Origin of the sequence: Curvivirga aplysinae (assembly GCF_009711445.1) — a bacterium.
In the GTDB taxonomy this organism is placed as follows: domain Bacteria; phylum Pseudomonadota; class Alphaproteobacteria; order UBA8366; family Aestuariispiraceae; genus Curvivirga; species Curvivirga aplysinae.
Genome location: NZ_SMMC01000208.1, coordinates 38,641 through 53,208 on the forward strand (window position 1 = coordinate 38,641; position 14,568 = coordinate 53,208).

The 14,568-nt window shown below is 41.9% G+C and carries 11 protein-coding genes; 2 read left to right on the forward strand and 9 right to left on the reverse strand.

Annotated features, from left to right (window positions below):
* Window positions 1-20 precede the first annotated feature (20 nt).
* Window positions 21-1,976, reverse strand: coding sequence for an SUMF1/EgtB/PvdO family nonheme iron enzyme (locus E1160_RS14545; protein WP_155156436.1), 1,956 nt, complete (start codon window positions 1,974-1,976; stop codon window positions 21-23).
* A 139-nt stretch (window positions 1,977-2,115) separates the two neighbouring features.
* Entirely contained in the window at window positions 2,116-2,904 is a 789-nt protein-coding gene (locus tag E1160_RS14550; RefSeq protein ID WP_155156438.1) for a substrate-binding periplasmic protein, read from the reverse strand.
* A gap of 260 nt (window positions 2,905-3,164) precedes the next feature.
* Here E1160_RS14550 and E1160_RS14555 point away from each other — a divergent pair, with 260 nt between their 5' ends.
* Together E1160_RS14555 and E1160_RS14560 are read left to right on the forward strand one after the other, a co-directional pair.
* Window positions 3,165-5,402, forward strand: coding sequence for a sensor domain-containing protein (locus tag E1160_RS14555; protein ID WP_218048927.1), 2,238 nt, complete (start codon window positions 3,165-3,167; stop codon window positions 5,400-5,402).
* A gap of 12 nt (window positions 5,403-5,414) precedes the next feature.
* Window positions 5,415-6,107 (forward strand): putative bifunctional diguanylate cyclase/phosphodiesterase, encoded by a 693-nt coding sequence (locus E1160_RS14560; RefSeq protein ID WP_328597165.1) that lies wholly within the window; start codon window positions 5,415-5,417, stop codon window positions 6,105-6,107.
* Between the two features lie 44 nt (window positions 6,108-6,151).
* Here the strand turns inward: E1160_RS14560 and E1160_RS14565 are convergent, their stop codons facing one another.
* The 7 genes from E1160_RS14565 to E1160_RS14595 form a co-directional block, all read right to left on the reverse strand.
* A complete protein-coding gene (locus tag E1160_RS14565; RefSeq protein WP_155156444.1) occupies window positions 6,152-6,712 on the reverse strand; it encodes a sarcosine oxidase subunit gamma in 561 nt (186 codons plus the stop codon).
* A complete protein-coding gene (locus tag E1160_RS14570) occupies window positions 6,705-9,653 on the reverse strand; it encodes a sarcosine oxidase subunit alpha family protein (RefSeq protein ID WP_155156446.1) in 2,949 nt (982 codons plus the stop codon). The genes E1160_RS14565 and E1160_RS14570 overlap by 8 nt, the downstream gene beginning before the upstream one ends.
* Entirely contained in the window at window positions 9,650-9,937 is a 288-nt protein-coding gene (locus E1160_RS14575; protein WP_155156448.1) for a sarcosine oxidase subunit delta, read from the reverse strand. The genes E1160_RS14570 and E1160_RS14575 overlap by 4 nt, the downstream gene beginning before the upstream one ends.
* Window positions 9,938-9,951: 14 nt before the next feature.
* Window positions 9,952-11,202 carry a sarcosine oxidase subunit beta family protein gene (locus E1160_RS14580; RefSeq protein ID WP_155156450.1) on the reverse strand — a complete coding sequence of 417 codons (1,251 nt, stop codon included), beginning with the start codon at window positions 11,200-11,202 and terminating at the stop codon, window positions 9,952-9,954.
* 242 nt (window positions 11,203-11,444) lie between these two features.
* On the reverse strand, window positions 11,445-12,788 hold the full coding sequence (locus tag E1160_RS14585; protein ID WP_155156452.1) for an NAD(P)/FAD-dependent oxidoreductase: 1,344 nt from the start codon (window positions 12,786-12,788) through the stop codon (window positions 11,445-11,447).
* A gap of 106 nt (window positions 12,789-12,894) precedes the next feature.
* A complete protein-coding gene (locus tag E1160_RS14590; protein WP_155156454.1) occupies window positions 12,895-13,842 on the reverse strand; it encodes a GlxA family transcriptional regulator in 948 nt (315 codons plus the stop codon).
* 4 nt (window positions 13,843-13,846) lie between these two features.
* A partial coding sequence (locus E1160_RS14595) for a hypothetical protein (protein ID WP_218048928.1) occupies window positions 13,847-14,568 on the reverse strand: 722 nt, incomplete at its 5' end.

Below are 14,568 nucleotides of genomic sequence, written 5' to 3' on the forward strand. Positions count from 1 at the left end.
TTCTCTCTTATACCTAAAGCTTAATTTAAGCTAAGTGCGATCCTAAAGCCTGTATCAAAGTCACGACGATCCGGCTTGATACTGCCGCGATTGATATTCGATAAAGCATCCCCGCTGTTCAAAAACCCACCACCGCGCAAAGCACGTTGGTCGCAACCATGACTTTCATCCGCGTTACCATTTATCGGGGCATTTTGATAATTATCTGTATTACAGTCCTGCACCCACTCCCATACATTACCATTCATTGCATAAAGCCCGAAAGGATTTGGAGGCATATGATACACCGATGATGTATATTTAAAGTCATCCGAACATTCTTGCAGACGATTTTCCTCATCAGTCTCACCCGCCGCACCATTTACATAAATGCATTGCAACATCGGTATGTTATCGAACCAGAATTTCCCTTCCATGCCACCTTTTGCTGCATATTCCCATTCTGCTTCGGACAGAAGGCGATATTTTTGTCCTGTTTTTTCGCTTAACCATTTAACATAAGCTTGTGCATCATTCCAATTCACACATACAACTGGATGATTCTGTTCTTGAAAGTAATTTGGGGTTCCCCAAAAAACACCTTTTTTCTCCGCCCATTCACCACCTTCGGAGGCATAACATTTTTGCCCCATCGTATGGCCCGTTTTCTCTAGAAAATAGGTAAACTGACCCAGCGTAATTTCAGAACGACTGACAGCAAAATCATAGTCAATCGTCACTTTATGAGCAGGCCCCTCATCCTCTGCGCCGTCGTCAGTTCCCATTATAAAACTCCCTTTTGGAAGCGTCACCATTTCCGGACATTCGTCACATTCTTGAAAACTTTCAAAATCCGAGACTTGAAAGTGTTTTTCCCTAAGTAAATTGCCATAAACATATCCAACATCGCTGCTATTCGCGATCGCCACCCGATACCATTTACCCGTTTTTCCGGTTACAATAACCAGTTCACCTTTTTTAACCCGGCCAATCTTATTACCTTGTGTAGATGGATGACTACGGATATTGGCATTTGTAATTGCAAATAGATGCTTGGAAACTTCTTCCACCTCTATTTCTGCGGATGGCAAAGTATTATCGACATGTCCTTGCGTCAACTTGGCATCGAAATAGGGACGTGAAGCAAACACTCCATCAATCTGAAATCCCAATATCGCTGAGACTTCGCCACTTAAACTCGCATCTTGCTCACGTCGATAATTACGACGGGCAGCCCGTGTCATTTTCTTATCCAGATATGATTTCACCTCAAGCGCGGTAATCTGACCATCCGTATTATCATCAGCATTACCATAAAGTGCATCCAGTAGATGATGCGTGAATAAACCATGTTGTGCGTTTTCATCCCAAGATGCTAATTGCGTTCCGCTTGCCGCTGTGATGACAGTCATATTTTCACCACTTGTTTCCGGCAGTTCGCTTTCCATAAAGACTGGCGAAGCATGACGAATTAACATTCCTCCACCACTATCCCCTGAAAAACAGGCATCCAGTAATATTGTAACACGACGTGTATTTAATTTGCCTAGATTTTCATAAAGTAAATCAATTGGGTAACCATTAATTTCCGCAGTATCAGGATTTGCATCTGAGGGTAAAAGATAACCGCGCTTATCACTTCCCGGCACACCATGTCCGGAATAATAAATGGTCACATCTGATGTTCCCGCTGGGTCAATATACTGCCAAATCTGTCCTTTATGACTATTTGAGTTTCCAAATGCAGATTCTAATTGGGATTTCGTTGCATCTCTCAAGTCAATAACGTTTTCTTCAGCATAGCCTAAGACGTTAAGAATATAATATCGTATCGCGTCAGCATCACGATGGGCATAAGTCACTTCAGGAATTCGGTCTGAGTAAGATTTGTTACCAATAATAACTGCCACACCTTCTTCATTTTTCTTCGCCCATGACAAAGATGCAGCACCTAGTATGGTATAGGCCAATATCAAAAAACGGAATACCGATAACATTTCTTTACCTTACATCACTCAATTCAAGCGATTTTAATGCGAGCCTAACCCGATGCGCAAGATCGGTTTCATAAATACTTTCTCACTTAACGATATGAAAAGAAAAGGTACGATTTTTAGGAGTTGGTCTATTTTAAAATCAAGGCGCAACGATTGGTAATAGACCATGTTTTATCGCAGAAGCCTTTAATCGACCATCTGCTTTAATACTTGCAACAAAATTATTCACATATTTTAACCAGTCAGGCTCGCCTTTAGGCAAGGCAAAGGCATATGGGGTGACCGCAAGCTTTTCTTCAGGTGCCATCAACAACGCCCAATTTGTCAACGAACTCATTCTATGCCCATAAGGATAGTCAGTCATAAAAACATCGGCTCGCCCAGCTTCTACGTCCTGTTCTCTGGCCTTAAAGCTTTCTACAACGCTTAATTCTGCTTTCTTCAGATAATCTCGCATGACAGGTTCCATATAGGTTGCCCTCTGTACAACCACTACATTCCCTATTTGGTCAATATCTTCCCAGGATTGAATAAGCTTATTACGCTTCATACCCACCGCATAAATACCACTAGAGAGATGCGGAGTAGAAAAATCCATAAATTGTTTACGACTTTCCCTTACACCAACACCATGCATAGAAATATCGCATGCATTCTTCGTCATATTCTCGGCAAGTTTGGCAAATGAACTATCAACAAAATTCAACTCAACATTTAATTCACCAGCCAATTCCCGGGCCATATCTACATCAACACCTTCCAATTCGTAAGTCCTTGGGTTTCTATATGAAATGGCAAAATATTCAGGCCATATGCAGACCCTTAGAATATTTGTTTTTTTAATTATATCTATCCGCGTTTCTGCCTGTGCACTAGTAACAATCCCGAAAGTCAAAACGACACCTAATAAAGCTACGAAAGATTGCATTATTTTCTCCTGATAGGATTTTTGAACCTCACAGCCAATCCAGAAAATGAGTTAACATATAGATCCTCAATCAGCTTTGTTCTAGATCAATGTCCTAATCTGCCTCTACTGCTATCACCCATTTCATATTTTTCATAAGAAAAGCAGACTATTACCATAACTCTATTATTGATATGATCGTAACCAATTCAAATAATTACAAAAAAAGAAAAACTCTTATTTTTTGGAGCTGGATCATTGCTATCAGCTTCATATTCTTATTGATATTCACATTATGGTCGAGCTTTGCGCAAACCGTTCAAGAAAGAAAATCAAATGCAGGCCTTTATGCAGGCATTATCGAAAATAGTTATGCCCGCGCTATTGAATCAGTAGAAGCCAGTCTTCTGGCAGTCTCTGAAGAAATGCATCTCTACGAAATAGGCTTGATCGGTGAACAAGAATTAATGGCAAGTACCAATCGTATTCTTGGATTTGCCCCTCATATAAGACAAATTGTTATATTCAAAGAGGATCGACTGGTTTTTGACTCCGCAAAAAACCGCTCAAGAGAAATAGATCGTTCTCAAATAAAATTAGGACCGCCGATAGATACCTACGACGCATTAAAAATCGGAGAACAAATTTTTAGCCGCTTTTTACCTGTTATCGGTGATCCACCAGTTAATAATAAAAGACGGTCCCTTATCCCTCTTTCGTTAAAACTTCCTATCTTTAATGATGATACAGGTGCCAAATACGAATTAATTGCCGCCTTAAATACAAGTTACTTCATAGACATCATTGATAATTTAAAATTCTTACCTGAAGATAAGGTTGGTGTTTATGGGTTTGCGCCTAATCAGAAAACAAAATTTATATTGGGAACATCAGATCAGAACAATGATGTACTTAATGAATCCTTAATCAATCAGTTGTTAAAAGACGGTGCGGAACAATCATCTACAAGTTTGCATTTAGGTATTTTTGAACAAGAAACGATCGTCATACAACTCTTGGAAAAATTCCCTCTCGCAGTGGTCGTTACCCTATGTCATTATGGAACATTCTGGTCATGGTTAGAGCTCAATCTAGCGCTTATTTTAGGTTTGAGTGCAATATCAACCCTGATTGCCTTTTCGGTCTATCGAGTAAGAAAAGACTACGAAAAATCGACAAGACTAAAGGAACAAGTAAAACTTCTATCCACAGCCTTACACCAATCTCCAGTTTCTGTACTCATCACAAATGCAGAGCGTTCCATCCGCTATATAAACCCTGCATTTACACGCGTTTTTGGATATGAATTTGATGAAGTAGTAAATCAAAATCCGCGTTTACTTAGAAGTAACGAAACAGAGGCATCCGTTTATCAAGAAATGTGGGGCAATTTAAGTAAAGGGGATTCCTGGTTAGGAGAATTTATTAATAAAACCAAAAACGGCAAACGGGTTTACGTCACAGCCAGTATTTCACCAGTCCTTAATGAAACAGGTGAGTTAACTCATTATATCGGGGTCTTGTTTGATACAACCAGCAGCAAAGAAAATGAAAAGCAGTTACGTTTAGCTGCGACCGTTTTTAACTCCGCGACTGAGGCCGTCATGGTTACAGACGCAGAAAATAAAATTTTAACCGTAAATAACGCTTTTACAGATATCACAGGACATAAACAAAATGATGTGATTGGATTAAATCCATCCATTCTTAATTCTGGTCATCAAGATCAAGCCTTTTACGTCGACATGTATAAAAGCTTAAATGAGAAAGGTTTTTGGGGTGGTGAGATCTGGAACCGCCGCAAGAGCGGAGAAGTCTATCCAGAATGGTTAACGATTACGAGTTTATATGACAGTGACGGAAATTTAGAAGGATATGTCTCATTGTTCAGCGACATCACCAAACGCAAACAAGATGAAGAACATATCATTCGACAAGCGAATTTCGATTCTCTGACAGGGTTGGCAAATCGTAACTTATTTGCCGACCGTTTCTCTCGCGCAATTGACAGGGCCGAACGCGAGGATCATCAAGTTGCCTTACTCTTCATCGATCTTGATCGTTTTAAAAATGTAAATGACACCCTTGGTCATGCCGTCGGTGATTTACTATTGCAACGTGTCACCAAGCGCTTATTGGGCGAATTACGGAAAACCGACACAGCTGCGCGTTTGGGTGGGGATGAATTTGCCGCAATCCTTCCAAACATCGTCAACATGTATAATCTGGAAAGAATCGTGAAACGAATTCTAAAAAGCTTATCTACACCATATAACATAGATGGACATGAAATCTTTATCTCCGCAAGTATCGGTATAACACTCTATCCGGATGATGCTGCAGCTACTACTGAGCTATTGCGTAATGCAGATAGCGCGATGTATATGGCAAAAGAAAAAGGACGTAATGCTTTCCACTATTATACCCGTGAGTTATCCGAACAGGCAGAGAAAAGACATCAGCTAGAAGCCGCACTTCATCATGGTTTGGAAAATGATGAATTTCGTGTTTACTATTGACCTATTACGGATATTAGTAACAACCATACAGCAAGTGCGGAAGCATTAGTAAGATGGGAGCATCCAGAACTTGGCTTCATCCCCCCGGACGAGTTTATCCCATTAGCCGAAGAAATCGGTCTCATTGTCCCAATGGGAGAGCTAATTTTACGTAAAGCCTGCATTCAAGCTGTGAGATGGATAGAAGAGCTTGGAGCAAATGCGCCTAGTGTGGCCGTCAATATGTCCAGCTTCCAATTCCAGCGTCAACATATCCCAACACTTGTTAAGGAAATTTTGATTAATACTGGATTACCTGCACATAAGTTAATCTTGGAAATCACTGAACGTCTACTCATCGTAGACACAGATGAAATTTTGCGGCAGCTTCAAGAAATTCGTGAATTAGGTGTTGGCTTGTCCATCGACGATTTTGGGACTGGATATTCATCTTTAAGTTACTTAAAGAAATTCCCAATTACCAAGCTAAAAATTGATAAAGCCTTCATTCAAGATATGGAAACTGATGAAGAAAACATGGCTTTGGTCGATTCGATTCTAAATATGGCAAAGAGCTTAAAGCTCGAAGTTGTTGCCGAAGGTGTGGAAACACAGGAACAAGAAGATATTCTTAGAGAAAGGGGATGTGATTTTGCGCAAGGATACCTGCATAGCCGTCCTCTTTATCGCAAAGATTTTATAGATTACTTAATCAATCAGAACTAACAAGAAGCCCACATAAACATTATGAGGGCTTCTTATAACTGCAGTTAAATTGATAAAGCATGCTCCAACGATTTCGCAAATGATCTTGCTGCCATCACTCGATAAGTCATATCACCATTAGATTGATTAGCTTCGCGACTAAATATAACGCCGACATGTTCCATAACTGTACGCGCCACCGATCCAACTTCGAAATGATCAGGATGAATATCTAGCATTGATAAACGTTCAAATTTCCCAATCACATTAGGACCGGACGCTTCCACATTTACCCAGCTATCCGTTTGATCCGTCATAGCTGCCAAAGAGGCGTTATATTTCAGAAAATCTGTGAGCTCCTGGGTTTTCTCCTCTGCTACTTCAAGAAAGAACTGATCTTTCGCAACACAATAAATGGATGCAGAATTTGAAGATGCTTTTTTATTTACTTTGGGTAGACCGAGACCAAAACTATCTTTTAAAGCATTATTTAGTGCTTCTTCTTGTCCCGTTAACGGTGCGATGGAAATCATCCCTGCAAGAGAAACTTCTTTAAATGAAACCCCATCCTTTTCCAAAGAAAAGCCATTTAGAGGTGTTTGTGCATTAAGTATATACTCAGTCACGAAGACGGCTCCCTTCTGGATCAACAAAATGAGGACTAACAATCTCAACAAGAGTTTCAGTCTTGCTCAACAGATCAACAGCCCGTACGCGTTCACCCATACGGCTATCTCCTGATTTGATATATCCTAGGCCAATAAAACTCTCTAAGTTAGGTGAATAACATACAGAGGTCATCCAACCTTGATCGTTTTCCTGAACATTATTTTTATCAACGCCGATAAAATGGCTTCCTGCTAATAACTCCTGATTTGGCGAAACAGATTTAAAGCCAACAAGTTTTAAAGCATCTTCTCGCACTAGATTTTCTCGTTGATAGAGAACATTTCCTATAAAATCTTTTTTGCGAGATACCATACGATCCATACCAAGATTTAAAGCGGTGGATTGACCATTAAGTTCATTGCCTGTGGCATGACCTTTTTCAATCCGTAAAACGTTCAAAGCCTCGGTACCATAAGGCGTAATATTAAACTCCTTACCAGCATCCATAAGCACACGTACAAGGCTATCCCCATATCTGGCTGGCACCGCGATTTCATATGCTAATTCGCCAGAGAAAGAGATACGGAACAAACGTGCCTTAATGCCGCCACATACAGTGATATCGCCGCATGCCATGAATGGAAAGGCGTCATTGGAAATATCACATTCCTTATCAACGATCTTTTCCAAGACTTTTCTAGAATTAGGGCCAGCCACTGCAAATTGCGCATATTGTTCTGTCGCTGAAATCAGTTGAACATCCAAATCAGGCCATAAGCATTGTTTACAGAATTCCATATGACGAAATACGCCCACGGCATTGGCTGTAGTTGTGGTCATTAAGAAATGATTTTCAGCCAATCTGGCAGTTGTCCCATCATCCATCACCATGCCATCTTCGCGAAGCATGATACCGTAACGCGTCTTACCAACAGGCAATTTTACAAAGCCATTGGCATAAATACGATTCAAGAATTCAGCTGTATCACTTCCTTGGACATCAATCTTACCTAGCGTAGATACATCACAAAGCCCGACAGATTCACGAACCGCTTTTGCTTCACGATTAACCGATTCCCGCCAATGGGTTTCACCGTCTTTAGGATACCATTGCGCGCGCAACCATGCGCCAGCCTCAACAAAAACCGCTCCTTGTTCTTCGGCCCATTGATGAGAAGGTGTCAAACGCGTCGGTCGGAACTCCTTACCGCGACTACGGCCCGCCAGAGCTGATAAGGATACAGGACTATATGGTGGACGGAACATTGTTGTTCCGACCTCAGGAATAGTTTTTCCCGAAGCTTCTGCCATGATGGCCAATCCAAGCATATTGGAAGTTTTGCCTTGGTCCGTAGCCATGCCTAATGTTGTGTAACGCTTTAGATGCTCCACCGCACGAAACCCTTCTTGATGAGAAAGTTTCACATCTTTGGCAGTCACATCATTTTGTAGATCGACCCAAGCCCGTTTTTTACTTTCCTTCACATGCCAGAAAGCCGAGGTAGCGAAAGTTTCGTCTTCTGCTTTTGGTACAGATAAATCGGATGGCTTCGCGCCTAATTCTTCAATAACCTTATTTGCAATATTTAAACCTTCATTCAAACATGCGCTTAAAGTCATCGTGCCGTTGGCAGAACCAACCACAGACATGCCCACTGGTAGATCGCCGCCGGGTAAAAATGCCGCTAGATCTTCATTCCACGCGGGGCGGCCACGTTGATGGCAGGTCAGATGAACGGCTGGCGACCAACCGCCGGATACAGCCAGACCATCTGTTTTTATGGTTCGACCATTAGTCAACGTGATTGAGTTTAAGCCATGACGACCTTTCGTATCCATTACCGCCGTATTCATAATAGTTTCCACACCCGAAGGCGCAGTTTGACTTGTCGAAGATCGACTATCAATAATGGCTGCGACATTTACCCCTTTGGCATGAAGATCACGTGTTGTTTGCCATCCATCATCATTGTTGGTGAAGACGGAAATATTTTGCCCCAACGCAACCCCGTAACGATTAGCATATGCACGCGCTGCGCCCGCCATCATAATACCCGGACGATCGTTATTCCCAAAGGCGATAGAACGTTCAATAGCACCAGCAGCTAAGATGCTACGCTTAGAATAAATACGCCACAAGATTTGCCTTACGTCACCAGAACCTTCCTTTTTGTGATCGCTAACACGTTCAAGCGCCCCAAAGATACCATGGTCAAATGCGCCATAAACAGTTGTGCGCGAAAGAAGGCGTACATTTTTCATGCCTTCTAGTTCTGATAAAACCTCTTCAGCCCAAACATGCCCTGCCTTGCCATCGACTTCCTGAGTTTCCGCATTTAAACGACCACCCATTCTAAAATCTTCATCCGTCAAGATCACATGTAAGCCTGCACGACCAGCTGCTAATGCTGCCATTAAACCACTTGGTCCAGAACCGATCATTAAAAGATCACAATGTAAAAAACCTTTGTCATAAGCATCCGGATCTTCCAGCATGGACAACTCACCAAGTCCTGCTGCTTTACGAATAATTGGCTCATACAGCTTTTCCCAAAAAACAGCAGGCCACATAAAGGTTTTGTAATAAAAGCCTGCCGATAGGAAAGGTGACATCAGGTCATTAATTGCCATTAAATCATGTTTTAAACAGCCACGGTAATTCTGTCCTTTTGCAACCAACCCTTCATACAACTCAGTCACTGTGGCTCTGACATTAGGTTCCTGATAAGCCCCTTCACGTAAAGTCACCAGTGCATTTGGTTCTTCTGATCCTGCAGAGAAAACACCACGTGGGCGATGATATTTAAAACTACGTGCAAGAACCCGCTCCCCATTGGCGAGTAATGCAGACGCCAGCGTGTCGCCCTCATAGCCTTCATAGGCTTTACCTTCAAAACGAAAGTTCAGCTTCTTATCGCGATTTACAACACCGCCTTTAATGCGAAAATCTTTGGTCATCGGCTTCGTCCTTCGGCTTTCGCAACATCACTTGCCAATTCAACTTTTTCAATCTCATGTGTCAGTGTATTTCGTGTCACAACTAACCAACTACGGTCACCTTGTTCATGGAACCATAATTCCCGATGTGAACCGGCTGGATTGTCCCTTAGATAGGTATAGTCATGAAACTGATCTATGGCGTCTTCTGCCTGCCAGTGAGGGCGATGGATCATGCTAGCATCACCTAGATAGGTAAATTCCTGTGCATCACGTGGCCCTAAAAGAGGATGGTTAATAATCATGTCCTATTCCTCCTTTAATGCAAATTCGGCTGGGCGCCGACGCCCTTTTCATCAATGATATGACCCGTTTTAAAACGGTCTAATCGATAAGCTGTCGCGACCTTATGCGGTTCATCCTTTGACAACAAATGTGCAAAACAATAGCCGGATGCAGGTGTGGCCTTAAAGCCGCCATAACACCAACCTGCATTCAAATAGAGCCCTTCAATATGAGTCTTATCAATGAATGGTGATCCATCCATAGACATGTCCATTATTCCGCCCCAGCTTCGTAATAACTTTGCGCGACCAATCATTGGCATTAAGGCAATCCCGCCCTCACAAACATCTTCGATTACTGGCAAGTTTCCGCGTTGGGCATAGGTGTTATAGCCATCAATATCCCCCCCAAAAACCAAACCACCTTTATCTGATTGGCTGACGTAAAAATGTCCGGCACCAAAAGTAATCACGCCCGGGATTGTTGGCTTGAGGCCTTCAGATACAAAAGCCTGTAATACGTGGCTTTCAATCGGTAACCTCATACCTGCCTTTTCCATCACACGACCAGATGACCCGGCCACAGCAACGCCGACCTTTTTTGCATTGATAGTACCACGAGACGTTTCTACGCCTTTGCAAACGCCGTTTTCAATCACAAAACCTGTTACGTCACAGTTTTGAACCAAATCCACACCGCGCATGTCTGCACCACGTGCATAGCCCCAAGCCACGCCATCATGACGTGCTGTACCGGCACGACGTTGAAGCAAGCCCCCTTTGATAGGGAAACGTGCATCATCAAAATTCAGGAAAGGACACATCTCACGAATTTGCTCATTCGTCAGCAATTCCGCATCTGCGCCCATAAGTAACATGGCATTACCACGTCGACGGAAAGCATCTCGTTGACCATCCGTATGACAAAGGTTCAAGATCCCACGTTGAGACATCATGGCATTATAGTTGAAATCCTGTTCCAGGTTTTCCCATAATTTCATGGAAAACTCATAGAAAGGTTCATTGCCTTCCAACATATAGTTGGAACGTACAATCGTAGTATTTCGACCAATATTACCGGAACCAAGCCAGCCTTTTTCAAGAACAGCTATTTTCTTCTCACCAAATTCCTTTGCCAGATAATAAGCGGTCGCCAAACCATGACCGCCGCCACCGACAATAATGATGTCATATTCGGATTGAGGCTCTGGATCACGCCAAACTGGCTTCCATCCTTTATTTCCGCGTAATGCTTCTCGTATGACCGAAAAACCTGAATATCGCATTTTTACATTCCTAAATTAACGATCTGCCTCACAATAATCTGCAAAACAGAAATACTTGTGGAATTAAATTCTAGTCGAACCAACAATTCAATTGAAATAAACTGTACCTAATTTCTGTTTAACTGAAGTAAAACTCAATTCTTACCTTCTAGTAAAAACTTCCTTCTCGGAAAATTAATTAATTAGCATCAAATCTAAGAAAAGGCCCCGAACTATTCAGGGCCAAAACTTAAACCCAAAGACTAGCTCCAAGGGAATGGCGAATTACTTACTGGATGAAGCTTTCCTGCCTCATAACGACTTAAGCGGAATGGCTCCAACAAGGATGTCTTTTCACCCAATACTTCGCGGGCGATCAATTCACCAACACCAATCATTTTATATCCATGATTGGAATCTGCGATGAATGTCACATTTTCACGGAATTTATCGAACACAGGGAAGCTATCCGGCGTGAAACATCCTAAACCACCTGAGGGTTCATTACGATATTTAACAACCTGCCCCTCAAAACGTTTCTGACAGAATGCCAAAGCAGATGTCCAGAAATGCGCAAAATTGTCATCTACAATGAATTCTGGCGAGTCCGGGCCATAAGGGTCAATTTCAATTTTATCGGCTGGTGTTTTCACCTCATATGGCATCGCACCACCTTGCACACCATTGAAATGGAAATCAGGTTTGTAATAGATACCCCACATTTTATCCGTAATGACAGAGCCATCAACGTCAGAGATCAACGGTTCATCTGTATCCACGTGAATAACTGGTGGCATCTTGCCATCATTATCCATTAAGAAATCAGGCTCAACACCCAATACGCCCTCTTCAAGCGCCCAGTAACGCCACATATCAATATCTTTATGAATTGTACCGTCCTGAGCCTTGATATTTACGGATTTTGGTAATTCCAGCATATCCCAGAATGTTTTTGCCCATGGCCCTGCACCAATAATAACTTCGTCACATTCGATTGTGCCTTTATCTGTCACAACGCCTTTAATTGCGGAAGAGCCATTATCAGAATCGAAACCAGTTACCGTCACGCCAGTGATGATGCGAACGCCATTGCCTTCAGCTTTTTCAGCTAAGCCATAAATCGCTTTCGTATTATTTGCATACCCACCTTTTTTCTCATGCAAGATGTTAGTGATGCCTTTAGCCTGCCAATCGCTGAAGATATTCTTCATATAAGACATGCATTCATCTTTACCTTCGATGAAGTCAGATTCATAACCGATATCTTGCTGCTGACGATGGATTTCTGCACAATCTTCATGCATGGATTCAGGGCTAATTTGCATATAGCCAACAGCGTTATAAGAAAATGCCTCTGCATTTTCTTCCCAGACATTTACAGAATGCGCCATCAATTCGCGCATTGCTGGTTGGAAATAGTTGTTACGCACCACACCACAAGCAATACCAGAAGCACCTGCCGCAATACCACTTTTATCAAGAACAACGATATCTTCGCCGCTGCCTTTGCCAGATGCTTTTAGTTTTTCAGCCAAATGCCAGGCTGTAGAAAGACCGTGAATACCCGCACCGATAATCACATATTTGGAACTTGTCGGCATTGCCATAATTGTTATTTCCTTAAGTTTTACATTCATTAATCTATGTAAAACTTAAGGATATGCGCACAGCTTCACCACAACATTTCAGACATATAAAGAAAACTATCGGACATCATTCTATACGATATTCGCGTGGGGAAACTTTCCAGATTTTTTTGAAATTCTTGGCTAAGTGAGAACTTGAGGCAAAACCGCAAGCAATAGAAACTTCATCAATAGACATCGTTGTTTGTCGCAACAGTTTCGCTGCGCGGCGGATACGAAGCTCCATATAAAACTGTATGGGGCTATCCCCAACATATTGATGGAAAATCCGCCCGAGTTGTCTTACGGAAATGCCTTCCTCATCTGCCAAAACTTGAATAGATAGTGGATTTTCCAGATGACGCTCCATCTTATCAATCACATTTCCTATATGTGGATTGGCTGCCGCAAATTTATATGATGGATTCATACGCTGGCGACTGCCTTCTGACCGAATATCGGCTACCACTGAGTTTTCAGCGATTTCAAGACTTAAATGGCGCCCATGATCCATCTCCACCAATTTGAGAAACAAGTCAAATGCAGCAGAACCACCTGCACAAGAAAAACGTTCCCGGTCTATTTCATAAATTTGTCGGGTTACTTCTAAATCCGGGTTTTGTTCCACATATCCATCATGGCATTCCCAGTGAATCGTGGATCTATAACCATCAAAAACCCCCGCCTTCGCGGCTAGATATGATCCATCAGAAATTGCCCCAGCCATAAAGGACTGCCTTGTCTGATGCCTGACAAAATTCAATGTGATTTCATCGGATAAATGTTCCGATCCATCTCCGCCACAGATGATAAAACGATCCAGTTTCTGATCTTTATCGATTTTACTTATCGCAATAGTGAAAAGTTCCACACCACCGGAAGAGGCGAATAAACCACCATGATTTGAGACCAGTTCCCAAGAATATAAATCAGAATTTGCTTTTTTATTAGCCACCCTTAAAGCTTCCACCGCCGACGTTAAAGCCAATAATGAATAATTAGGCAAAAGATAAAATCGGCAATGTGTCTGCTTCATAATACTATCTTTGTAATAATAAAGACTTAGGTGCGTCTACTTCTTTTGCGTTAAACCGTAACCCAAACCCATATCTTTCTTTAGTGATATTTTCTACATAATGAAAAGGGCGATCCATGCCCAAATAATTTGCTCCACGCATCATAATCATCACACCCGATCGCGCTGGCAGTAAAATACTATTCTGCTTATCACGATCATCACAAATGTAAAAATCTGCACTTCCTGTAAGGGTCAAAATTGCGACTACACCTTCAAAGCATTTATGATCCTTATGAGGTGAAATCCCGGTGGACCCTTCCTCATAAATTAACATAGCCCGGTCATTAAAATGATAAGGGAGTCGAACCGGACATTCAGTTAATTCAGCGAATGCCTCATTTAACTGGCGTTCAAAAGCAGCAGAAAATTCGTCAAGACGTGTTTCATCAGGAAAATTCAATGATATTTTAAAATCCTGAGTAACCGCTTTCTCACCAGCACCAATGGTATTCAAACAACTACGAAAAGATAGTTTACGTGCTTCTTCTAATAATAACGCACACCCTTCTTCATCCAGAACAGATAAGGCACCGGCCCCTTTTTCCGCCACATCACGAAGCGCATTGAGCATCTCTTCATGTGTTGATTTTAATAATCCTTGATCAAAGATATTATCCGGAAAACGAAGGGAGTAATATTGTTCTTGCCCGATTTCCATTGCTAAATTCCTTAATATTTTTTTTA